Annotated in this window: 17 protein-coding genes, 2 tRNA genes and 1 other RNA gene; 13 read left to right on the top strand and 7 right to left on the bottom strand. The window is 55.3% G+C overall.

The genetic code is table 11. From position 1 onward, the window contains the following. Positions 1-103: 103 nt before the first annotated feature. The 5 genes from ACMGG9_RS12750 to ACMGG9_RS12730 all read right to left on the bottom strand — a co-directional run bounded on the left by ACMGG9_RS12750 (position 104) and on the right by ACMGG9_RS12730 (position 2,195). Positions 104-231, bottom strand: a non-coding RNA gene (locus tag ACMGG9_RS12750) — RtT sRNA. A gap of 48 nt (positions 232-279) precedes the next feature. Further along, positions 280-364: transfer RNA gene (locus tag ACMGG9_RS12745), tRNA-Tyr, on the bottom strand. 189 nt (positions 365-553) lie between these two features. Continuing rightward, a tRNA-Tyr gene (locus tag ACMGG9_RS12740) sits at positions 554-638 on the bottom strand. Between the two features lie 175 nt (positions 639-813). Next, complete coding sequence (gene purU / locus ACMGG9_RS12735) at positions 814-1,662, bottom strand: formyltetrahydrofolate deformylase (protein WP_004932187.1); 849 nt, start codon at positions 1,660-1,662, stop codon at positions 814-816. Positions 1,663-1,730: 68 nt separating this feature from the next. Beyond that, complete coding sequence (locus ACMGG9_RS12730) at positions 1,731-2,195, bottom strand: YchJ family protein (RefSeq protein WP_033643306.1); 465 nt, start codon at positions 2,193-2,195, stop codon at positions 1,731-1,733. Between the two features lie 118 nt (positions 2,196-2,313). Between ACMGG9_RS12730 and rssA the strand changes: the two genes are divergently transcribed. The 5 genes from rssA to ACMGG9_RS12705 all read left to right on the top strand — a co-directional run bounded on the left by rssA (position 2,314) and on the right by ACMGG9_RS12705 (position 7,871). Then, positions 2,314-3,216 carry a patatin-like phospholipase RssA gene (gene rssA / locus ACMGG9_RS12725; RefSeq protein ID WP_042784708.1) on the top strand — a complete coding sequence of 301 codons (903 nt, stop codon included), beginning with the start codon at positions 2,314-2,316 and terminating at the stop codon, positions 3,214-3,216. 103 nt (positions 3,217-3,319) lie between these two features. Continuing rightward, the gene (gene rssB, locus ACMGG9_RS12720) at positions 3,320-4,333 is read left to right on the top strand and encodes a two-component system response regulator RssB (RefSeq protein WP_042784707.1); all 1,014 of its coding nucleotides are present in this window, start codon (positions 3,320-3,322) and stop codon (positions 4,331-4,333) included. A gap of 213 nt (positions 4,334-4,546) precedes the next feature. Then, complete coding sequence (gene galU, locus ACMGG9_RS12715; protein WP_033650221.1) at positions 4,547-5,464, top strand: UTP--glucose-1-phosphate uridylyltransferase GalU; 918 nt, start codon at positions 4,547-4,549, stop codon at positions 5,462-5,464. Positions 5,465-5,507: 43 nt separating this feature from the next. Then, a complete protein-coding gene (locus ACMGG9_RS12710) occupies positions 5,508-6,851 on the top strand; it encodes a UDP-glucose dehydrogenase family protein (protein WP_042784706.1) in 1,344 nt (447 codons plus the stop codon). A gap of 9 nt (positions 6,852-6,860) precedes the next feature. Further along, complete coding sequence (locus tag ACMGG9_RS12705) at positions 6,861-7,871, top strand: NAD-dependent epimerase (protein ID WP_182264331.1); 1,011 nt, start codon at positions 6,861-6,863, stop codon at positions 7,869-7,871. Between the two features lie 187 nt (positions 7,872-8,058). Here the strand turns inward: ACMGG9_RS12705 and hns are convergent, their stop codons facing one another. Next, complete coding sequence (hns, locus tag ACMGG9_RS12700; RefSeq protein ID WP_004932170.1) at positions 8,059-8,466, bottom strand: histone-like nucleoid-structuring protein H-NS; 408 nt, start codon at positions 8,464-8,466, stop codon at positions 8,059-8,061. A gap of 703 nt (positions 8,467-9,169) precedes the next feature. Between hns and ACMGG9_RS12695 the strand changes: the two genes are divergently transcribed. Beyond that, complete coding sequence (locus ACMGG9_RS12695; RefSeq protein WP_033650224.1) at positions 9,170-9,754, top strand: thymidine kinase; 585 nt, start codon at positions 9,170-9,172, stop codon at positions 9,752-9,754. A gap of 119 nt (positions 9,755-9,873) precedes the next feature. Here the strand turns inward: ACMGG9_RS12695 and adhE are convergent, their stop codons facing one another. Next, positions 9,874-12,546: a bifunctional acetaldehyde-CoA/alcohol dehydrogenase gene (gene adhE, locus ACMGG9_RS12690; RefSeq protein WP_089191885.1), complete on the bottom strand. Its 2,673-nt coding sequence runs from the start codon at positions 12,544-12,546 to the stop codon at positions 9,874-9,876. A 529-nt stretch (positions 12,547-13,075) separates the two neighbouring features. On the opposite strand from adhE, the gene ACMGG9_RS12685 reads away from it, so the two are divergent. The 7 genes from ACMGG9_RS12685 (at position 13,076) to oppF (ending at position 21,793) form a co-directional block, all read left to right on the top strand. Continuing rightward, positions 13,076-13,720: a YchE family NAAT transporter gene (locus ACMGG9_RS12685; RefSeq protein WP_015378089.1), complete on the top strand. Its 645-nt coding sequence runs from the start codon at positions 13,076-13,078 to the stop codon at positions 13,718-13,720. Between the two features lie 695 nt (positions 13,721-14,415). Beyond that, positions 14,416-16,053: an ABC transporter substrate-binding protein gene (locus ACMGG9_RS12680; RefSeq protein WP_033650226.1), complete on the top strand. Its 1,638-nt coding sequence runs from the start codon at positions 14,416-14,418 to the stop codon at positions 16,051-16,053. Between the two features lie 149 nt (positions 16,054-16,202). Then, complete coding sequence (gene oppA, locus ACMGG9_RS12675) at positions 16,203-17,840, top strand: oligopeptide ABC transporter substrate-binding protein OppA (protein WP_033643298.1); 1,638 nt, start codon at positions 16,203-16,205, stop codon at positions 17,838-17,840. A gap of 83 nt (positions 17,841-17,923) precedes the next feature. Further along, positions 17,924-18,844 carry an oligopeptide ABC transporter permease OppB gene (gene oppB, locus ACMGG9_RS12670; protein WP_004932150.1) on the top strand — a complete coding sequence of 307 codons (921 nt, stop codon included), beginning with the start codon at positions 17,924-17,926 and terminating at the stop codon, positions 18,842-18,844. A gap of 14 nt (positions 18,845-18,858) precedes the next feature. After that, on the top strand, positions 18,859-19,767 hold the full coding sequence (gene oppC / locus ACMGG9_RS12665) for an oligopeptide ABC transporter permease OppC (RefSeq protein ID WP_033643297.1): 909 nt from the start codon (positions 18,859-18,861) through the stop codon (positions 19,765-19,767). Positions 19,768-19,778: 11 nt separating this feature from the next. Continuing rightward, positions 19,779-20,795, top strand: a complete 1,017-nt coding sequence (locus ACMGG9_RS12660; protein WP_089191882.1) for an ABC transporter ATP-binding protein — start codon at positions 19,779-19,781, stop codon at positions 20,793-20,795. Continuing rightward, positions 20,792-21,793, top strand: a complete 1,002-nt coding sequence (oppF, locus tag ACMGG9_RS12655; protein WP_019452737.1) for a murein tripeptide/oligopeptide ABC transporter ATP binding protein OppF — start codon at positions 20,792-20,794, stop codon at positions 21,791-21,793. The genes ACMGG9_RS12660 and oppF overlap by 4 nt, the downstream gene beginning before the upstream one ends. Position 21,794: the final 1 nt, after the last annotated feature.

Below are 21,794 nucleotides of genomic sequence, written 5' to 3'. Positions count from 1 at the left end.
GGTTAATAAGGGGAGATAACTTGATTTATTGATACGAGAACATTGGATGCAACGTGTTGGATGCGATGTGCTTTAAGTGGGTTTTGGGATTTTCTGTAAAAGATGGTGGTGGGGGAAGGATGATTCGTCGCTGCGCGACTCACCCTGCGGGCCGCGCTGAAGCGCGTTGTCTCACTGCGTGAGACTCGAACCTTGGTCGAAGCTTCTCATCCTTCCCCAATACGGAGCATTATGGATGCGATGTGCTTTTAATTCGGTTTTGGGATTTTCTGTAAGAAATGGTGGTGGGGGAAGGATTCGAACCTTCGAAGTCAGTGACGGCAGATTTACAGTCTGCTCCCTTTGGCCGCTCGGGAACCCCACCATGGTATTCATGGGTTTGCTGATTTTTTAAGGAATGGGCTAAATTCCTATTGTGCGCTTCTAAGGATTACCGCGCTAAAGCGCGTTGTCTCGCTGCGCTCGGCTCGAACCTTGTCGAAGCTTCTCATCCTCCCCCTCGGCGTTTAATGATATTTCAGCTTTCGCTTCAAGTTCATCAACAGAGAGAAGATGGTGGTGGGGGAAGGATTCGAACCTTCGAAGTCAGTGACGGCAGATTTACAGTCTGCTCCCTTTGGCCGCTCGGGAACCCCACCATATACATGGCTATTTAACTGGCCTTGCTTGCGAGAGCGCTGTCTCGGTAAGCGGGGCGCATCATATCAAATGAAGCGGATGTGTAAAGCATTGAAATGCAGAAAATGAATCGTTTGCCGTTTTTTTATTCTTGGCGGTGCATCCCTGAACGAAATGCACCGATTTATTGAGCGATTACAGAATAACGGTGCGATTGCCGTAGACGAAGACGCGCTGCGCCAACACCTGATACAGGGCTCGGCTGAGCACGTTTTTCTCTACGTCGCGGCCGGCGCGCATCATATCCTCGGCGGAATAGGTGTGATCGACGTGGATCACGTCCTGCATGATGATCGGGCCTTCGTCGAGATTGTCGTTAACGTAGTGAGCCGTGGCGCCGATGATTTTCACGCCGCGTTCGTAGGCCTGGTGATAAGGCCGCGCGCCGATAAACGCCGGCAGGAACGAATGGTGAATGTTGATCACCTGATTCGGATAATGTTGCACGAAGGCCGGCGTCAGCACGCGCATATATTTGGCCAACACCACGTAATCCGGCTGATATTGATCGATCTTGGCCGTCATTTCGCGGTCGTGCTGTTCGCGCGTCAATCCTTCGTGGCTCACCAGATGGAAAGGAATATCGAAACGCTCCACCAGCGTTTGCAGCGTGTCGTGGTTGCCGATTACGGCGGCGATCTCAACGTCGAGGCCGCCATAGGCGCTTTTCATCAACAGATCGCCCAGGCAGTGCGCCTCTTTGGTGACCAGCACCACGATGCGCCGACGTCCGGTGCTGTGCAACTCACGCAGCGAACCTTCCGGCAGGGCGCTGTCCAGATCGGCCAGCAGCGTGTTGTCGTTGAAAATGCCTTCCAGCTCGGTACGCATGAAGAAACGCCCGGTGCGGTGATCGACGAACTCATTATTCTGGACGATATTGAGCTCGTGCTTGTAACAGATGTTGGTGATCTTGGCGATCAGCCCTTTGGCGTCCGGGCAGATGGTGCGTAACACTTTTCGTTGTACATTTTGGTGTGGCATGGGTTTGAGGATCCTGTCTGATACTGAACGGCCTGTCTGCGCAGGCGTTAACGTGAAGCGCCGGCCGGCTAGCGCCCGCAGCACTTCTTATATTTTTTCCCTGAGCCGCAGGGACATATCGCATTTCGGCCGGGCTGGGGTTTGCTGCCGTCGATATAATACCAACGTTGATCGCGACGAAGGAAGCGTGAGCGCTCATGCATCGCCTGGGGCTCACCGCTTTCACCATCGGTGAAGCGGGCGATGAATTCGACGAAGCCTTCGTCCGGCTCATGGCCGGTTTGCTCCTCGACGATCGTCAAGCCCAGCCATTCGGTGTTTTTGAAACTGTCGACGATCGCATTGCGCCATGCTTCGGCGCCGCAGTCGGGGTGCCAGGTGGCGATCAGATAGTCGACGTTATGATTCACGTAGGCGGTGAAGCGTGAACGCATCAGTTGGCCGGGCGTCGGCGCCGGCTGACTGCCGCTGATAAAAGGGGCGCAGCACGCGTTATACGCCAGTCCGCTGCCGCATGGGCATGATTCGGGCAAAATAACTCCTGAGAAAACGAGGCTGAAAATGAATTTAGCGCATATGTTACCTAACAATATTCGTCAGTGACAATCTACCCTGAAAGCAGAGAACACCTTTTACCGAGAGGATGGCGCTATGCGGCAAATCAAGATCGGACTGGCGCTGGGGGCGGGCTCGGCTAAAGGCTGGGCGCACATCGGCGTGATCAATGCGTTAAAGAAACTGGGGATTGAGGTCGATATCGTTGCCGGCTGCTCTGTCGGTGCGTTGGTGGGGGCGGCATTCGCCAGTCACCGTTTGCCGGTGATGGAGCAGTGGGTGCGGTCGTTCAGCTATTGGGACGTCATTCGTCTGATGGATTTTTCCTGGCAGCGCGGCGGTTTGTTGCGCGGCGATCGGGTGTTCACTGCCGTCGGGCAACTGTTGAAGATCAATGATATTGCCGAATGTGCGCTGAAGTTCGGCGCCGTGACGACCAATCTCAGCACCGGCCGCGAACTGTGGCTGACCGAAGGCGATATTCATCAGGCGGTGCGCGCTTCTTGCAGCATGCCCGGCCTATTGGCGCCAGTGTGGGCCGACGGCTATTGGCTGGTGGACGGCGCAGTGGTCAATCCGGTACCGGTGTCGCTCTGCCGGGCGCTGGGCGCCGATATTGTCATTGCGGTCGATCTGCAGCATGACGCGCATTTGATGCAGCAGGATCTGTTTTCGATACGCGGCGAGGACGAAAGCCCGGACGATACGCCTGCGGAGACCTGGCGCGGGCGCCTGCGGGAGCGCGTCGGCAGAATGCGCAAGCGCAAACCGACGACGGCGCCGACGGCGATGGAGATTATGAGCACGTCGATTCAAATGCTGGAAAATCGCCTGAAGCGCAACCGGATGGCGAGCGATCCGCCGGACGTTTTGATCCAGCCTTTTTGCCCGCAGATCTCAACGCTGGATTTCCACCGCGCCGATGAAGCGATCGAGGCGGGGTTGCTGGCGGTTGAAAAACAACTGGATCGGTTGTTGCCGTTGATAAAAAATAGATAATTCTCGGTTCTTGGTTGGCAATGCGCGGTTGGTCTGTTTCAGACGAGCATAAGTGACCTTTTTGAGCCACTATTACACTATGGAAAGGGACGAGGCTCGGCTGATGGCATTACCACTCACTCACAAGCGTATCTTGATCGTTGAGGACGAACAGGTTTTTCGTTCCGTGCTGGTCGGTTATCTGACCTCGCTGGGCGCTGAAACCGGCGAGGCGACCAACGGTTTACAGGCGCTGAGTGCCGTCGATGACTTCAAGCCGGATCTGATTCTGTGCGATCTCGCGATGCCGGAAATGGGCGGCATCGAATTCGTTGAACACCTGCGTCTGCAGGGGCTGCAGATCCCGGTGCTGGTGATCTCCGCTACCGACAAGATGGCGGACATCGCCAAGGTGCTGCGTTTGGGCGTACAAGATGTGCTGCTGAAGCCGCTGACCGATCTCAATCGCCTGCGTGAGGCGGTGCTGGCGTGTTTATACCCCAATATGTTCACCTCCCAGGCGATTGAAGAGGTTGAGCTGTTTCAGGATTGGGACGCGCTGAGCAAGAATCCTTCCGAAGCCGTCAAACTGCTTAAGCAATTGCAGCCGCCGGTGCAGCAAACCATTGCGCATTGCCGGATCAACTATCGCCAGTTAACCACGGGCGAAAATCCCGGGCTGGTGCTGGATATCGCGGCATTGTCAGAAAAAGACCTGGCGTTCTATTGCCTGGACGTCACGCGCGCCGGTGATAATGGCGTATTGGCGGCGCTGCTGTTGCGCGCATTATTTAATGGGTTGCTGCAAGACCATCTGGCTAATCAACAACATCGCCTGCCGCAAATGTCGGCATTGTTAAAGCAGGTTAATCAATTATTGCGGCAGGGGAAATTAGAGGGCCAATTCCCGCTGTTGCTGGGATATTATCACGCCGAAAATAAAAACCTGATTCTGGTTTCCGCCGGGCTGCATGCCAACGTCAATACCGGCGACAATCAAATTCAGCTGAGCAACGGCGTGCCGCTGGGCACGCTGGGCGCTACCTACATGAACCAGATCAGTCAACGCTGTACGGCCTGGCAATGTCAGGTATGGGGCAGCGGCGGCCGATTGCGGCTGATGCTCAGCGCCGAATAATGGACGTTGATCGGCGATATCTTAAGCTATTCACTTATCGGTAATTAAACCGTTTATTTTTTCTCCCGATTATCAGAACGGGTAATAGTCCTAAATGTTTTCTATTTGTGTTCTGGTTAATGCCAGGCGCGCATAAGCTGGTATACTCCGAAGGTTTTTTTATATCGAGCCCAAGCTCATAAAATGAGCGCTTCAGCTTTAAGAGAGGAAATAATGCCTGCTGTAAATCGCAAAGTCAGAAAAGCCGTGATCCCGGTTGCAGGCTTGGGTACGCGGATGTTGCCGGCCACCAAAGCCATTCCGAAAGAAATGTTGCCGCTGGTTGATAAACCGCTGATCCAATACGTCGTCAATGAGTGCATTGCGGCAGGGATTAACGAGATTGTGCTGGTCACCCACTCCTCCAAGAACTCGATCGAAAACCATTTTGATACCAGTTTCGAACTGGAAGCGATGCTGGAAAAACGCGTCAAGCGTCAACTGCTCGATGAAGTGCAGTCAATCTGCCCGAAGGGCGTTACCGTGATGCAAGTCCGCCAGGGGAATGCCAAAGGCTTGGGGCACGCGATTATGTGCGCCTACCCGATGGTGGGCGATGAGCCGGTCGCGGTGGTGTTGCCGGACGTGATCCTTGACGAATACAGTGCCGATCCGAAAAAAGACAACTTGCACGACATGCTGCAGCGCTTCGAAACCACCGGCATCAGCCAGATCATGGTTGAACCTGTGCCGCATAAAGATGTTGGCAACTACGGCGTAGCCGACTGTAAGGGCGTCGAATTGCATCCGGGCGAAAGCGCACCGATGGTCAGCGTGGTCGAGAAGCCGTCGCCGGAGAAAGCGCCTTCCAACCTGGCGATTGTCGGTCGTTATGTCCTCTCCGCCGATATCTGGCCGCTGTTGGCGAAAACGCCTCCGGGCGCCGGCGACGAAATTCAGCTGACTGACAGTATCGAAATGCTGATGCAGCAGGAAACGGTGGAGGCGTATCACCTGAAAGGCGTGAGCCATGACTGCGGTAACAAACTGGGTTACATGCAGGCCTTCGTGGAATACGGCATGCGCCATGCCAGCCTGGGCAAAGAATTTTCTCAGTGGCTGCAACAGGTTGTTGCCGCTGACAAGAAGTAATTGAGTGATCTTTCGTCTTAATTTGAAAAACTAGGATTTTCACATGAAAGTAACAGTTTTTGGTATTGGTTATGTGGGTCTGGTGCAGGCCGCCGTACTGGCTGAAGTAGGCCATGACGTTATGTGTATTGACGTCGATGAGCGAAAAGTCGAAAACCTGAAAAAAGGGAATATCCCGATTTTCGAACCGGGTCTGACGCCGCTGGTGCAGCAAAACTATGAGGCCGGCCGTCTGCATTTCACCACCGATGCCAAAGCGGGCGTGGCGCACGGGACTATCCAGTTCATCGCCGTCGGCACGCCGCCGGATGAAGACGGTTCCGCCGATCTGAAGTACGTCACCGCGGTGGCGCGCACTATCGCCGAGCACATGACCGATCGCAAAGTGGTGATCGACAAATCCACCGTGCCGGTCGGTACGGCGGACAAGGTGCGTCAGGTGATGGCTGAAACGCTGGCGAAACGCGGCAGCAACGTGCCGTTTGACGTGGTATCCAACCCGGAATTCCTGAAGGAAGGCGCGGCGGTGGCAGACTGCATGCGTCCTGAGCGCATCGTGATCGGTACCGACAATAAAGATGTGATCGAGCCTATTCGCGAGCTGTACGAACCGTTTAACCGCAATCACGATCGCATGATCATGATGGATATCCGCAGCGCGGAGCTGACCAAATATGCCGCTAACTGCATGCTGGCGACCAAGATCAGTTTTATGAACGAAATGTCCAATCTGGCGGAAATGCTGGGCGCGGACATTGAGAAAGTGCGTCAGGGCATCGGTTCCGACTCACGCATCGGCTATCACTTCATCTACCCGGGTTGCGGCTACGGCGGCTCTTGCTTCCCGAAAGATGTCCAGGCGCTGATCCGTACGGCGGAGCAGATCGGTTACCAACCGAAGCTGTTGCAGGCGGTAGAGCAGGTCAACTATCAGCAGAAAGACAAGCTGAACAGCTTTATCAACGACTACTTCGGCGGCGATCTGAAGGGCAAAACCTTCGCGCTGTGGGGGCTGGCGTTCAAGCCGAATACCGATGACATGCGTGAAGCTTCCAGCCGCGTGCTGATGGAACAGCTGTGGGCCGCAGGCGCCACCGTTCAAGCCTACGATCCGGAGGCGATGAACGAAGTTCAGCGCATCTATGGCCAGCGTGACGATTTGAAGCTGGTGGGCACCAAAGAGGCTGCATTGCACGGCGCCGATGCGCTGGTGATCTGCACCGAATGGCAGAACTTCCGCGCGCCGGACTTCGATGTGATCAAGGGCGCGTTGAAGCAGCCGGTGATCTTCGATGGCCGTAACCTGTACGATCCGGAGCGTTTGGAAAATCGCGGTTTTACCTATTACGCAATTGGCCGCGGCGCCTCGATTAAACCGGTTATTTAAGGAGTGAGCATGAAATTCCTGGTTACAGGCGCCGCAGGGTTTATTGGCTATCACGTTGCAGAGCGTTTGTTGACCGCCGGTCATCAGGTTGTCGGCATTGATAACCTGAATGATTATTATGACGTGGGCCTGAAAATGGCCCGTCTGGATAGACTGGCGGATAAGCCGGGATTCCGCTTTATCAAGCTGGATTTGGCCGATCGTGAAGGCATGGCGGCATTGTTTGCCGAGCATCAGTTCCAGCGAGTCATTCATTTGGGGGCTCAAGCCGGCGTACGTTATTCGCTGGTCAATCCGTTGGCTTATGCAGATGCCAACCTGATCGGTCATTTAAACGTTTTGGAAGGCTGCCGTCATAATAAGGTTGAGCATTTACTTTACGCCTCCTCCAGCTCGGTATATGGCCTGAATCGCAAGCTGCCGTTCGCCACCGAAGATTCTGTCGATCATCCGGTGTCACTGTATGCGGCGACTAAAAAAGCCAACGAGCTGATGTCACACAGCTATTCCCATTTATACGGTCTCCCGACGACCGGACTGCGGTTCTTTACGGTATATGGTCCCTGGGGGCGCCCGGATATGGCGCTGTTCAAGTTTACCAAAGCCATATTGGCCGGGGAGAGCATCGACGTATATAACCACGGTGAAATGCACCGAGATTTTACTTACATCGATGACATCGCCGAGGCGATAGTGCGGTTGCAGGCGGTTATTCCGCAGGCGGATCCGTCATGGACCGTTGAACAGGGATCGCCGGCAACCAGTTCAGCGCCGTATCACGTTTATAATATCGGCAATAACACCCCCGTTAAACTGATGGAATATATCAGTGCGTTGGAGCAGGCATTGGGGGTGACGGCCCGTAAGAATATGCTGCCGATGCAACCGGGCGATGTGATGGATACCAGCGCGGATACGGAAGAGCTTTATCGTGACATCGGCTTTAAACCGGAAACCAGCGTTGAAGAGGGCGTGAAGCGCTTTGTTGACTGGTATAAGGCATTCTATCAGGTTCAATAATTGAACGCGGATAAATGCAATAGAAGGGGCCTTTGGGTCCCTTTTTTTCGCTGCGATCTCATGTACGGCGCAAAAGCGAATTAGGATATTTACTAAAAGGAGAGAGGAATGACGGGAGCAGGGTTATACGCTCTAAAAATGAAAAGGCCCCCCGCAGGGAGCCTTTCAGATACGGACTGAATCGCTATTACAGCAGGAAATCATCCAGAGATTTACCTTGCTCTTCGATTGCTTTCTTAATCACCGCAGGAGTACGGCCTTGGCCGGTCCAGGTTTTCAGTTCGCCGTTTTCGTCTTTATATTGGTATTTAGCTGGACGTGCTGCACGTTTTGCTTTGCCGGCAGCCTTGTTGGCAGCCATGGTTTGCAGCAGTTCATTTGGATCGATACCGTCAGCAATCAGCATTTCGCGGTATTGCTGCAGTTTACGAGTGCGTTCTTCGATTTCTGCTTGAGCCTGGCTGTCTTCTTCGCGACGTTCGTTCACAACAACTTCCAGTTTCTCGAGCATTTCTTCCAGCGTTTCCAGTGTGCATTCTCTTGCCTGGGCGCGCAGAGTGCGGATGTTGTTCAAAATCTTTAATGCTTCGCTCATTGTCCTAGTCTCAAATTATATTGGTGGGGGGCGTCTCGATAATAATAGAGTGCTCTTTTCTTTTCTGCAATAGCCAAATTGGCTTGAATACTCAAATTTACCTTTAAAAAAACCGTTAATCGGATCAGTCCGACTAATAATAGGAAGGGCTGTTAACTATTACCCTTGGCACGCTTAAGTCAAAATTTCAGCAGACAGGCTTTAAAAGGCGCGTATCACAAGGCTTTCATCGATAAGTTATCGTAGTAATTTATATCAATATTACAATGAGTTCTGTGGGCTTAATCACGCCACGGCAGGCCAGACATTGTAAACAATAGGGGTATATAGGTAAAGATTGCGTCAGTAAACCTTGGCGCGTCGGCGCAGGTGATTAAATGCCCGGTATTGGGCTCGCGTATAATAGACGGGGGCTCCGCCGCGGCTGCAGCGCCAGCGAGAGGGAATGGGCAAGTCGGCATTAATGGGCAAATCACCGGGCTTAACCATTAGCAAGAATTAATAGTGATGACAGGCATACATTATCCTGTAAATAGCTGTAAAAAGAACAGGCCGACAGAACGATATGTTTCGCTTGAAAGCGCATTATTACGGCGAACGCAATATTCGTTCGCTTTGGGCTGAGCCGGGGGGCGGGTTATGGTACACTTACCGTCCTAATCAACATTTTGAATATTTCTTATACCATCGGAGTTGCGGGGCCATGGCTCAACTTTATTTTTATTACTCTGCGATGAATGCCGGCAAGTCCACCGCGCTGCTACAGTCTTCATATAACTATCAAGAGCGCGGCATGCGCACGCTGGTGTTCACCGCGGAGATCGATCACCGCTTTGGCGTAGGCAAAGTCAGTTCGCGCATTGGTTTATCCTCGCAGGCGCAGCTCTATAACAACGACTCGATGCTGTACGCCATGATCCAGCAAGAGCATCAACAGCAGCCGGTGCATTGTGTGCTGCTGGATGAAAGCCAATTCCTGACCAAAGCGCAGGTTGAGCAATTATGCGATGTGGTGGACCAACTGGACATTCCCGTATTGTGTTACGGCTTGCGTACCGATTTTCTCGGCGAGTTGTTTACCGGCAGCCAATATTTGCTGGCCTGGGCCGATAAACTGGTGGAATTGAAAACCATCTGTCACTGCGGGCGTAAAGCCAACATGGTGTTGCGGTTGGATGAGAATGGCAAGGCGATGCACGCCGGCGAGCAGGTGGTGATTGGCGGTAACGAGAGCTATGTCTCCGTCTGTCGCAAGCATTATAAAGAGGCGATTCACTCCCTGGAGTAGGGGCGAAAATGCCGCCAGCGCCCGCTGAGGCGTTTTGGCGGCGGGATAAGAAAAACCGCGCGCCAGGCGCAATAAAAAACCCGCCATTCGGCGGGTTTTTTCATCGGTTCACGGAACCGTTATTTCTTGGACTTCTTTACCGCGGTTTTGGCTGCGGCCGGTGCAGCCGCTTCCTCTTCCACCGTTTCGCTGAACTCGCGGCCATAGAAGGTATCCAGCATGATTTGCTTGAGTTCGGCAATCAGCGGATAGCGTGGGTTGGCGCCGGTGCATTGGTCGTCGAAAGCGTCTTCCGACAGCTTGTCGACTTTCGCCAGGAAGTCGGCTTCTTGCACACCCGCCTCACGGATGGAAGCTGGGATGCCCAACTCGGTTTTCAGCTCGTCCAGCCAGGCCAGCAACTTCTCAATCTTCTGCGCGGTGCGGTCGCCCGGCGCGCTCAGGCCGAGGTGGTCGGCGATTTCAGCGTAGCGGCGGCGCGCCTGAGGGCGGTCGTACTGGCTGAAGGCCGTCTGCTTGGTTGGGTTGTCGTTCGCGTTGTAACGAATGACGTTGGAAATCAGCATCGCGTTAGCCAGGCCGTGCGGAATGTGGAACTCCGAACCCAGTTTGTGCGCCATGGAGTGACAAACCCCGAGGAAGGCGTTGGCGAAAGCGATACCGGCGATGGTGGCGGCGTTGTGCACGCGTTCACGGGCAACCGGGTTCTTCGCGCCTTCTTTATAGCTGGCCGGCAGATACTCTTTCAACAGTTTCAACGCTTGCAGCGCCTGGCCGTCAGAGTATTCGTTCGCCAGCACCGACACGTAGGCTTCCAGCGCGTGGGTCACCGCATCCAGGCCGCCGAAGGCGCACAGGGATTTCGGCATGTTCATCACCAGATTGGCGTCGACAATCGCCATGTCCGGGGTCAGCGCATAGTCGGCCAGCGGGTATTTCTGCCCGGTGGCGTCATCGGTCACGACGGCGAATGGCGTGACTTCCGAACCGGTGCCTGACGTCGTGGTGATGGCGACCATCTTCGCTTTGACGCCCATTTTCGGGAACTTGTAGATACGCTTGCGGATGTCCATGAAGCGCAGCGCCAGATCCTCGAAGTGGGTTTCAGGATGTTCGTACAGCACCCACATGATTTTCGCGGCGTCCATCGGCGAGCCGCCGCCCAGCGCGATGATGACGTCCGGTTTGAAGGAGTTCATCTGCTCGGCGCCTTTACGCACGATGCTCAGCGTCGGATCGGCTTCCACTTCGAAGAACACTTCGGTTTCGATGCCGTGTGACTTGAGAACCTTGGTGATCTGGTCAGCATAGCCGTTGTTGAACAGGAAACGGTCGGTCACGATGAAGGCGCGTTTCGCCCCGTCGGTCGCCACTTCTTCCAGCGCGATTGGCAGTGAGCCACGGCGGAAGTAGATCGATTTCGGAAGTTTATGCCACAACATGTTTTCTGCTCGCTTCGCTACAGTTTTCTTGTTGATCAGGTGCTTAGGTCCGACGTTTTCAGAAATGGAGTTACCACCCCAGGAACCGCAACCCAGCGTCAGCGAAGGCGCGAGTTTGAAGTTATACAGGTCGCCGATACCGCCCTGAGAAGCCGGGGTGTTGATCAGGATGCGAGCCGTTTTCATTTTATCGCCGAAGTAGGCGATGCGAGCCGTTTGGTTATCCTGGTCGGTATACAGGCAAGAGGTGTGGCCGATACCGCCCATGGCGACCAATTTTTCGGCTTTGGCGACGGCGTCTTCGAAGTCTTTGGCGCGGTACATCGCCAGCGTTGGCGACAGTTTTTCATGGGCGAAAGGTTCGGACTCGTCGACCAGCTTCACTTCGCCGATCAGCACTTTGGTGTTGGCCGGCACTTTAATGCCCGCCATCTCGGCGATTTTCGGCGCGGATTGCCCGACGATGGCCGCGTTCAGGCCGCCGTTTTTCAGGATGATGTCTTGCACCGCCTTCAGTTCTTTGCCCTGCAGCAGATAGCCGCCGTGGGAAGCGAAGCGCTCGCGTACCGCATCATAGATAGAATCAACGACGATGACCGACTGTTCGGAAGCGCAGATAACGCCGCTGTCGAAGGTTTTGGACATCAGGATAGAGGCGACCACGCGTTTGATGTCTGCGGTCTCGTCCACCACGACCGGCGTGTTACCGGCGCCTACGCCGATTGCCGGTTTGCCGGAGCTGTAGGCGGCTTTCACCATGCCCGGGCCACCGGTGGCCAGGATCAGGTTGATGTCAGGGTGGTGCATCAGCTGGTTGGACAGCTCGACGGTAGGTTGGTCGATCCAACCGATGATGTCTTTCGGCGCGCCGGCGGCGATAGCGGCTTGCAGCACGATGTCGGCGGCTTTGTTGGTGGCATTCTTCGCACGCGGGTGCGGCGAGAAGATGATGCCGTTGCGGGTTTTCAGGCTGATCAGCGCTTTGAAGATCGCGGTAGAAGTTGGGTTGGTGGTAGGAACGATACCGCAAATCAGGCCGATAGGTTCGGCGATGGTGATGGTACCGAAAGTGTCATCTTCAGACAGGATGCCACAGGTTTTTTCATCTTTATAGGCGTTGTAGATGTACTCGGAAGCGAAGTGGTTTTTGATCACTTTGTCTTCGACGATACCCATTCCGGATTCTTCGACGGCCATTTTGGCCAACGGGATACGGGCATCAGCAGCGGCGAGGGCGGCAGCGCGGAAGATTTTATCCACTTGCTCTTGAGTGAAGTTGGCATATTCGCGCTGGGCTTTTTTGACACGTGCGACAAGCTCGTTCAGTTCAGCGACATTCGTTACAGCCATAATGCTCTCCTGATAATGTTAAACTCTTTCAGTAAATAAGCCGTGCGAGCCACTAGTATAGTCGTAACGGGGATAAGCGGTGATGAGAATACCGGGGTCTTCCCGCGTTATTTCTTCGCATGCTGCTGATTTGCTTAAAGAGCTTTACCCTACGCCAACCGGAGGGGCAGGCAGTGAGGAGAACGGAACCGGCGATGCTGCAGCCTACTTTGTTCTACTCCCTGACTACGACTAAGAGCTTACCCACTGTTGAGTAGTTGATTTGTGATCTAAATCATGAAAAGTGCAAGCTGACACCTTTCAGCTTGGTGTTTTTGAGAGTGGTTCTCAATAACTGTGATCGGTGACTCTTTTTTCAACATAAAAAATCAAAAGGCCATACATCACTTTAACAAAGGGCATTTGTTTTGTTGCCTAACTTGCTGGTAGTCAAAAATGCTGCTCTGGCCGGATGGATTACCCGCGGCAATTCCATTACATTAGCGCGCATAGTTAGCACACCTTTACAGCAATTAACGCGGAGCCATCTGTGGGCCAATCTCTGTTGGATCTTTCCGGCTTTATCAAGTTCTTTGTCGGTCTGTTTGCGCTGGTCAACCCGGTGGGCATCTTGCCGGTGTTTATCAGTATGACCAGTTACCAGGCGGAAGCGGGGCGCAATAAAACCAACCTGACCGCCAACCTGTCGGTTGCCATCATTCTATGGACATCGCTGTTCCTGGGTGAAGGGATATTGCGGATGTTCGGCATCTCCATCGATTCGTTCCGCATCGCTGGCGGTATTTTGGTGGTGACCATCGCCATGTCGATGATCAGCGGCAAGCTGGGTGAAGATAAGCAGAACAAACAGGAGAAATCGGAGAGCGCGATCCGCGAAAGCATCGGCGTGGTGCCGTTAGCGCTGCCGTTGATGGCGGGGCCGGGGGCGATCAGTTCCACCATCGTGTGGAGTTCCCGTTATCACAATTGGCAAAGCCTGCTCGGCTTTACGGTGGCGATCGCCTTATTCGCTTTTTGCTGCTGGTTATTGTTCCGCGCCGCGCCGCTGTTGGTGCGTTTGCTTGGGCAGACCGGCATCAACGTGATCACCCGTATCATGGGCCTGTTGCTGATGGCGCTCGGGATCGAATTTATCGTTACCGGCATTAAGGCGATATTCCCCGGCCTGCTGTAATCGCTCTCGCTTGGCCGCGCCTCTGACCTTGAGCGCGGCTAAAATTAATTTTAAAAGTTAAATTATTTATTGGTTCGCATTATTATAGTGCACAAGATGAATAAAATTTATGCCATTGCACTCTTATGTTGCATAAATCTCATGTTGCTGCTTAAAAAAAACGCTAAGCGTTATTTCAGACACTTTTCTTTCCCCATTTCCGCGCGTTTTCTCCTCGTTAAACGGTAAAGCTGTTGTTAAATTAATCACATCATTCTGTGGGGCTTGTCTCACTTTCATCCAGGTGTTATTAGTGATTAACCGCCTGTAGGCAGGTGTTTGTTCTTTGAATGGCTGGTTTGTTAACTGAATGTTTCTTTGTGCGGCAATGGGATTGCGTCGACAGTTTCAAATGAAACTAATTTTGAGTTTTCTCCTTTAAAATCAAGGTTGTTTTCATGTTTTCCTTTGCCCTTCATCACAAGGGCCGGATCGGGCTTGGTGCGATAAAAGAGAATTGCTTAACATTTTTGTAAAATTTATTGGCTATGGAATTTGGCTTCTGCTAATTTCCGAGCAACTTTCCCGTGGTCAATTAACTGAAATGCGCCATAAAAACGGGAATGATTTTTGCTGGTATCCGTTTATTTAGAATTCTTATAAACACTTCACAAACTTCGATAAGCGATGCTTGTCGGTGAAAAGGAGCCTCGATTATGCAGCAAACCCTGAAGCGCACTTCTTTGACCTTGTTGATTAGCGGCGCGTTGAGCGTCATTGCCGTAAATAGCAGTTTGGCGGCAGAGGTTCCGGCCGGCGTCCAATTGGCGCAGCAGCAGAATATTGTCATCAACAACGGCAGCGAAGTGGCTTCATTGGATCCGCATAAGGTCGAGGGCGTGCCCGAAAGCAATATCATTCTTAACCTGCTGGAAGGGCTGGTGAGCACCGACGCCAACGGGCATGTGGTACCGGCGGCGGCGGCGAGCTGGGAAAACCAGGATTATCGGCAGTGGACCTTCCACCTGCGCCCCGGCGCGGTGTGGAGCGACGGCAGCCCGGTCACCGCGCAAGACTTCGTCTACAGTTGGCAGCGCCTGGCCGATCCGAAGATCGCTTCTCCCTACGCCAGTTACCTGCAGTACACCAAAGTCGAGAATATCGACGACATCCTGACCGGCAAAAAGAGCCCGCAGACTCTCGGCGTTAAGGCGCTGGACGATCAAACGCTGCAGGTGACCCTGAGCGAACCGGTGCCGTATTTCATCAGCATGCTGAGCCACACGTCGCTCAAACCGGTCAAACGCGCAGTGGTGGAGAAATTCGGCGATAAATGGACGCTGCCCGCCAACTATGTCGGCAACGGCGCTTACCGCCTGAAAGAGTGGGTGGTGAACGAGCGCATTGTGCTGGAGCGCAGCCCGAGCTACTGGAATAACAAGCAGACGGTGATCAACCAGGCGACCTTCCTGCCGATCGCTTCTGAAGTCAGCGACGTCAATCGCTTCCGCAGCGGCGAAATCGATATCACCAACAGCGCCATTCCGCCGTACCTGTACGTCAAAATGAAGCGCGAAGTGCCCGAGCAACTGCACGTTAACCCTTATCTGTGCACTTTCTATTACGAACTCAATAACCAGCGGGCGCCGTTCACCGATCCGCGGGTGCGTGCGGCGGTGAAGATGACGCTGGATCGCGACATTATCGCCAACAAAATCATGGGCCAGGGGCAGATCCCGGCCTACAGCTTCACGCCGACCTTCACCGAAGGCGCCAACTTCACGCAGCCCGCGTGGGCCGGCTGGAGCCAGGAACAGCGCAACGCCGAAGCCAAAAAACTGCTGGCGGAAGCGGGTTACAGCGCCGCCAAGCCGCTGAAGTTCTCGCTGCTGTACAACACCTCCGATCAAAACAAACAGCAGGCGATCGCCGCCGCATCGATGTGGAAGAAGAACCTCGGCGCCGACGTCACGCTGCGCAACCAGGAGTGGAAGACCTCGCTGGAAAGCCGCCATCAGGGGCAGTACGACGTGGCGCGCGCCACCTGGTGCGGGGATTACAACGAGCCGAGCGCCTTCCTGAACCTGGTGCTGTCCAACAGCAGCATCAACACCGTGTTTTACAAGAGCCCGGCGTTCGACGCCATCATGGCCGCCACGCTGAAGGCGCCGGATGAAGCCGCGCGCGCCGCGCTCTACCAACAGGCGGAAACGCAGTTGGACAAAGACTCCGCATTGATTCCGGTGTATTACCGCGTCAGTGCGCGTTTGATCAAACCGACGGTAGGCGGGTTCACCGGCAAAGATCCGCTGGACTATACCGACGTTAAAAATCTGTACATCATCAAGCAGTAAAAGGGGTATTCCTCACGCTGAACCGCAGGGGAATATGGGGAAGGCCCGCCGCCGCATTCGTTCCGCAGCGGCGGGAAAACAGAGTCCGCTTACGGGCAACGCAGGTTCCACGAAGAGCCTGTGATAATAAAAAACTGGAGTCGATAAGTATGACCAACATCACGAAGAAAACCCTCATTGCCGCCGGCGTCATCGCCGCGCTCGGCATCACAGCAACCACCTCCGCCTTCGCGGCCGACGTTCCTGCAGGCGTGCAACTGGCCGACAAGCAAGAAATCGTCAAAAACAACGGTTCCGAAGTGCAGTCGCTTGACCCGCATAAAATCGAGGGCGTGCCGGAAAACAACGTGACCCGCGATCTGATGGAAGGCCTGGCGAACAACAGCCCGGACGGTTCCATCGTGCCGGGCGTCGCGGAAAGCTGGGATAACAAGGATTTCAAAGTCTGGACCTTCCACCTGCGTAAAGACGCCAAATGGTCCAACGGCAAGCCGGTGACGGCGCAAGATTTCGTTTACAGCTGGCAGCGCGTGGTGGATCCGAAAACCGCGTCGCCTTACGCCAGCTACCTGCAGTACGCCCACGTAGAAAATGTCGATGACATCATCGCCGGTAAAAAAGACAAGTCGACGCTGGGCGTGAAGGCCATCGACGACCACACCTTCCAGGTGACCCTGAGCGAGCCGGTGCCTTATCTGGTTGAAATGACCCCACACTACGCCATGAAACCGGTCTATAAGGACGCGGTAGAGAAGTTTGGCGAGAAGTGGACGCTGCCGGCCAACTACGTCAGCAACGGCGCCTACAAACTGAAAGACTGGGTTGTCAACGAACGCATCGTACTGGAACGTAACCCGGAATACTGGGATAACGCCAAAACCATCATCAATAAAGTGACGTTCCTGCCTATTTCGTCGGAAGTGACCGACGTTAACCGCTACCGCACCGGTGAAATCGACATGACCTACAACAACATGCCGATCGAACTGTTCCAGAAGTTGAAGAAAGAGATCCCGAAAGAGGTGCACGTCGATCCTTATCTGTGCACCTACTATTACGAAATCAACAACCAGAAGGCGCCGTTCACCGATGCGCGCGTGCGTGAAGCGCTGAAGCTGGGCATGGACCGCGACATCATCGTCAACAAGGTGAAAAACCAGGGCGATCTGCCGGCCTACAGCTTTACGCCGCCATACACCGACGGCGCCAAGCTGACCCCGCCGGAGTGGTTCGGCTGGACGCAGGAAAAACGCAACGAAGTGGCGAAGAAACTGCTGGCGGACGCCGGCTACGGCCCGGGTAAACCGCTGACCTTCTCCCTGCTGTACAACACCTCCGACTTGCACAAGAAGCTGGCGATCGCCGCCGCCTCCATCTGGAAGAAAAACCTGGGCGTGGACGTGAAGCTGGTGAACCAGGAGTGGAAAACCTTCCTGGATACCCGCCATCAGGGCACCTATGACGTATCGCGCGCCGGCTGGTGCGCCGACTACAACGAACCGAGTTCGTTCCTGAACATGATGCTGTCCGACAGCAGCAGTAACACCCCGCACTACAAGAGCGCCGAGTTCGACAAGCTGATGGCCAACGTGTTGACCGCGAAGACCAAAGACGAGCGCGCCGATCTGTATCAGAAAGCGGAAGTTCAGCTGGATAAAGATTCCGCCATCGTTCCGCTGTATTACTACGTGAACGCCCGTTTGGTGAAACCTTACGTCGGTGGCTACACCGGCAAAGACCCGCTTGATAACGTGTACGACAAGAACCTGTACATCATCAAGCATTGATACGGTAAGAGCCGGCGGCGCAGGCCGCCGGCCCATGTTGAGAATAATAAGCCGTCATCAGGCTGTCGCACAGGGTTAGGGCAATGCTGAAATTTATACTTCGTCGCTTGTTGGAAGCGATCCCGACACTATTTATCCTTATTACCATCTCATTTTTCATGATGCGCCTCGCGCCCGGCAGTCCATTTACCGGGGAACGCGCATTACCGCCGGAAGTCATGGCGAATATCGAAGCCAAATACCATTTGAACGACCCGATCTGGAAACAGTACGGTCATTATCTGGCGCAGCTTGCGCAGGGAGACTTCGGCCCGTCCTTTAAATACAAGGACTATTCGGTCAACGATTTGGTGGCCAGTTCTTTCCCGGTGTCCGCCAAGCTCGGCCTGGCCGCGTTTCTGTTGGCGGTGGTGCTGGGCGTTAGCGCCGGCGTGATCGCGGCGTTGAATCAAAACACCAAATGGGACTATACGGTGATGGGGTTCGCCATGACCGGGGTGGTGATACCCAGTTTCGTGGTGGCGCCGCTCTTGGTGCTGATCTTCGCGATTACGTTGAAATGGCTGCCGGGCGGCGGCTGGAACGGCGGCGCACCTAAGTTCATCATCTTGCCGATGGTGGCGCTGTCGCTGGCCTATATCGCCAGCATCGCCCGTATCACGCGCGGCTCGATGATTGAAGTGTTGCACTCCAACTTCATTCGCACCGCGCGCGCCAAAGGTTTGCCGATGCGCCGCATCATTTTCCGCCACGCGCTGAAGCCGGCGCTGCTGCCGGTACTGTCCTACATGGGCCCGGCGTTCGTCGGGATCATCACCGGCTCGATGGTGATCGAAACCATCTACGGTCTGCCGGGGATCGGCCAGCTGTTCGTTAACGGCGCGCTGAACCGCGACTACTCCCTGGTGTTGAGCCTGACCATTCTGGTGGGCGCTCTGACCATTCTGTTCAACGCGATCGTCGATGTGCTGTATGCGGTCATCGATCCGAAAATCCGTTATTAATCTGGAGCACGCGAATGATGTTGACTAAAAAGAACAGCGAAGCTCTGGAGCACTTCAGCGAGAAGCTGGAAGTGGAAGGGCGCAGCCTGTGGCAAGACGCGCGTCGGCGCTTTATGCACAACCGCGCGGCGGTCGGCAGCCTGTTCATTCTGGCGCTGATCACGCTGTTTGTGGTGCTGGCGCCGATGCTGTCGCAATTTGCCTACGACGATACGGATTGGGCGATGATGTCCGCCGCGCCGAGCATGGAATCGGGGCACTACTTCGGCACCGACTCCTCCGGGCGTGATCTGCTGGTGCGCGTGGCGATCGGCGGGCGCATCTCGCTGATGGTCGGCGTGGCCGCCGCGCTGGTGGCGGTAGTGGTGGGCACCCTGTACGGCGCGATGTCCGGCTATCTGGGCGGTAAGGTCGACTCGGTGATGATGCGCCTGCTGGAGATCCTCAACTCCTTCCCGTTCATGTTCTTCGTTATCCTGCTGGTGACCTTCTTTGGTCAGAATATCCTGCTGATCTTCGTGGCGATCGGCATGGTGTCGTGGCTGGATATGGCGCGTATCGTGCGCGGGCAAACCCTTGGCCTGAAGCGCAAGGAGTTCATCGAAGCGGCGCTGGTGTGCGGCGTCTCCACGCGCAATATCGTGCTGCGGCATATCGTGCCTAACGTGCTCGGCGTGGTGGTGGTGTATGCCTCGCTGCTGGTGCCGAGCATGATCCTGTTCGAATCCTTCCTCAGCTTCCTGGGGCTGGGCACGCAGGAACCGTTGAGCAGCTGGGGCGCATTGCTCAGCGACGGCGCCAACTCAATGGAAGTTTCACCGTGGTTGCTGCTGTTCCCGGCGGGTTTCCTGGTCGTCACTCTGTTCTGTTTCAACTTTATCGGCGATGGCCTGCGTGACGCCCTCGACCCGAAAGATCGTTAAGGAGTGCAACCATGAGCACCATTGAACATCCTCAACTGCAAACCGCCGCCGGCGTCAAATCGTCGCCGCTGCTGGACGTGAAAGACCTGCGCGTCACGTTTTCCACCCCGGACGGCGACGTGACGGCGGTGAACGATCTGAACTTCGATCTGCGCGCCGGTGAAACGCTGGGCATCGTCGGTGAATCCGGCTCCGGCAAATCGCAGACCGCGTTCGCCCTGATGGGGCTGCTGGCCAGCAATGGCCGCATCGGCGGCTCGGCCAAATTCAACGGCCGTGAAATCCTCAACCTGCCGGAAAATCAGCTCAACAAACTGCGGGCCGAGGAAATCTCGATGATCTTCCAGGACCCGATGACCTCGCTGAACCCTTATATGCGCGTTGGCGAACAGCTGATGGAAGTGCTGATGCTGCATAAGAAAATGAGTAAAAGCGAAGCCTTCGAAGAGTCGGTACGCATGCTTGACGCGGTGAAAATGCCGGAAGCGCGCAAGCGCATGCGCATGTACCCGCACGAGTTTTCCGGCGGCATGCGCCAGCGCGTGATGATCGCCATGGCGCTGCTGTGCCGGCCGAAGCTGCTGATCGCCGATGAACCGACCACCGCGCTGGACGTGACCGTCCAGGCGCAGATCATGACGTTGCTCAACGAGCTGAAGCGCGAGTTCAACACCGCCATCATCATGATCACCCACGATCTGGGCGTGGTGGCCGGCATCTGCAACAAGGTGCTGGTGATGTACGCCGGGCGTACCATGGAATACGGCAGCGCGCGCGAGGTGTTCTACCAGCCGAGCCACCCGTATTCCATCGGTCTGTTGAACGCGGTGCCGCGTCTCGACGCCGAAGGCGAGGCGTTGCTGACCATTCCCGGCAACCCGCCGAACCTGCTGCGGTTGCCGAAAGGCTGCCCGTTCCAGCCGCGCTGCCCGTACGCCATGGAACAGTGCGCGAGCGCTCCACCGTTGGAGCAATTTGGGGAAGGGCGCCTGCGCGCCTGCTTTAAACCGGTGGAGGCGTTGGTATGACAGCAGTAACCGACAAGAAAGTGCTGCTCGAAGTGGCCGATCTGAAAGTGCATTTCGACATTCATGACGACAAGCAGTGGTTCTGGCAGCCGCCGAAAACCCTGAAGGCGGTCGACGGCGTTACGCTGCGGCTGTTCGAGGGGGAAACCCTGGGCGTGGTCGGCGAATCCGGCTGCGGCAAATCCACCTTCGCGCGCGCCATCATCGGCCTGGTGAAGGCCACCAGCGGGCGCGTCGCCTGGCTGGGTAAAGATCTGCTGGGCATGAGCGACGCCGACTGGCGCAAAACCCGCAGCGATATCCAGATGATCTTCCAGGATCCGCTGGCTTCGCTCAACCCGCGCATGACCATCGGTGAAATCATCGCCGAGCCGCTGCGTACCTACTACCCGAAAATGCCGCGTCAGGAAGTGAAGGACAAGGTCAAGGCGATGATGCTGAAGGTCGGCCTGCTGCCTAATCTGATCAACCGTTATCCGCACGAGTTCTCCGGCGGCCAGTGCCAGCGTATCGGCATCGCGCGCGCGCTTATCCTCGAACCGAAGCTGGTGATCTGCGACGAGCCGGTCTCCGCGTTGGACGTGTCGATTCAGGCGCAGGTGGTGAACCTGCTGCAGCAGCTGCAGCGCGAAATGGGGCTGTCATTGATCTTTATCGCCCACGATTTGGCGGTGGTGAAGCACATTTCCGATCGCGTGCTGGTGATGTATCTGGGCCATGCGGTGGAGCTGGGCACCTATGACGAGGTGTACCACAATCCGCAGCACCCTTACACCAAGGCGCTGATGTCGGCGGTGCCGATCCCGGATCCGGACAAGGAGAAGGAAAAGCAGATCCAGCTGTTGGAAGGGGAGCTGCCTTCGCCGATCAACCCGCCGTCCGGCTGCGTGTTCCGCACCCGCTGCCCGATCGCCGGGCCGGAGTGCGCCAAGACGCGCCCGCTGCTGGAGGGCAGTTTCCGCCATGCGGTTTCGTGCCTGAAGGTCGATCCGCTGTAAT

The organism is Serratia sp. BNK-10 (genome assembly GCF_047456065.1).
Classification (GTDB): Bacteria; Pseudomonadota; Gammaproteobacteria; order Enterobacterales; family Enterobacteriaceae; genus Serratia; species Serratia ureilytica.
Note: the sequence above shows the minus strand (reverse complement) of the source record. Positions and strands in the feature narration are given on the sequence as shown.

Coding starts and splice junctions, on each gene's coding strand:
- purU (WP_004932187.1), bottom strand. CDS start 1,662: ATGCCACACCAAAATGTACAACGAAAAGTGTTACGCACCATCTGCCCG.
- oppC (WP_033643297.1), top strand. CDS start 18,859: ATGATGTTGACTAAAAAGAACAGCGAAGCTCTGGAGCACTTCAGCGAG.
- ACMGG9_RS12710 (WP_042784706.1), top strand. CDS start 5,508: ATGAAAGTAACAGTTTTTGGTATTGGTTATGTGGGTCTGGTGCAGGCC.
- adhE (WP_089191885.1), bottom strand. CDS start 12,546: ATGGCTGTAACGAATGTCGCTGAACTGAACGAGCTTGTCGCACGTGTC.
- ACMGG9_RS12680 (WP_033650226.1), top strand. CDS start 14,416: ATGCAGCAAACCCTGAAGCGCACTTCTTTGACCTTGTTGATTAGCGGC.
- oppB (WP_004932150.1), top strand. CDS start 17,924: ATGCTGAAATTTATACTTCGTCGCTTGTTGGAAGCGATCCCGACACTA.
- ACMGG9_RS12660 (WP_089191882.1), top strand. CDS start 19,779: ATGAGCACCATTGAACATCCTCAACTGCAAACCGCCGCCGGCGTCAAA.
- ACMGG9_RS12705 (WP_182264331.1), top strand. CDS start 6,861: ATGAAATTCCTGGTTACAGGCGCCGCAGGGTTTATTGGCTATCACGTT.
- galU (WP_033650221.1), top strand. CDS start 4,547: ATGCCTGCTGTAAATCGCAAAGTCAGAAAAGCCGTGATCCCGGTTGCA.
- rssA (WP_042784708.1), top strand. CDS start 2,314: ATGCGGCAAATCAAGATCGGACTGGCGCTGGGGGCGGGCTCGGCTAAA.
- oppA (WP_033643298.1), top strand. CDS start 16,203: ATGACCAACATCACGAAGAAAACCCTCATTGCCGCCGGCGTCATCGCC.
- oppF (WP_019452737.1), top strand. CDS start 20,792: ATGACAGCAGTAACCGACAAGAAAGTGCTGCTCGAAGTGGCCGATCTG.
- ACMGG9_RS12695 (WP_033650224.1), top strand. CDS start 9,170: ATGGCTCAACTTTATTTTTATTACTCTGCGATGAATGCCGGCAAGTCC.
- rssB (WP_042784707.1), top strand. CDS start 3,320: ATGGCATTACCACTCACTCACAAGCGTATCTTGATCGTTGAGGACGAA.
- hns (WP_004932170.1), bottom strand. CDS start 8,466: ATGAGCGAAGCATTAAAGATTTTGAACAACATCCGCACTCTGCGCGCC.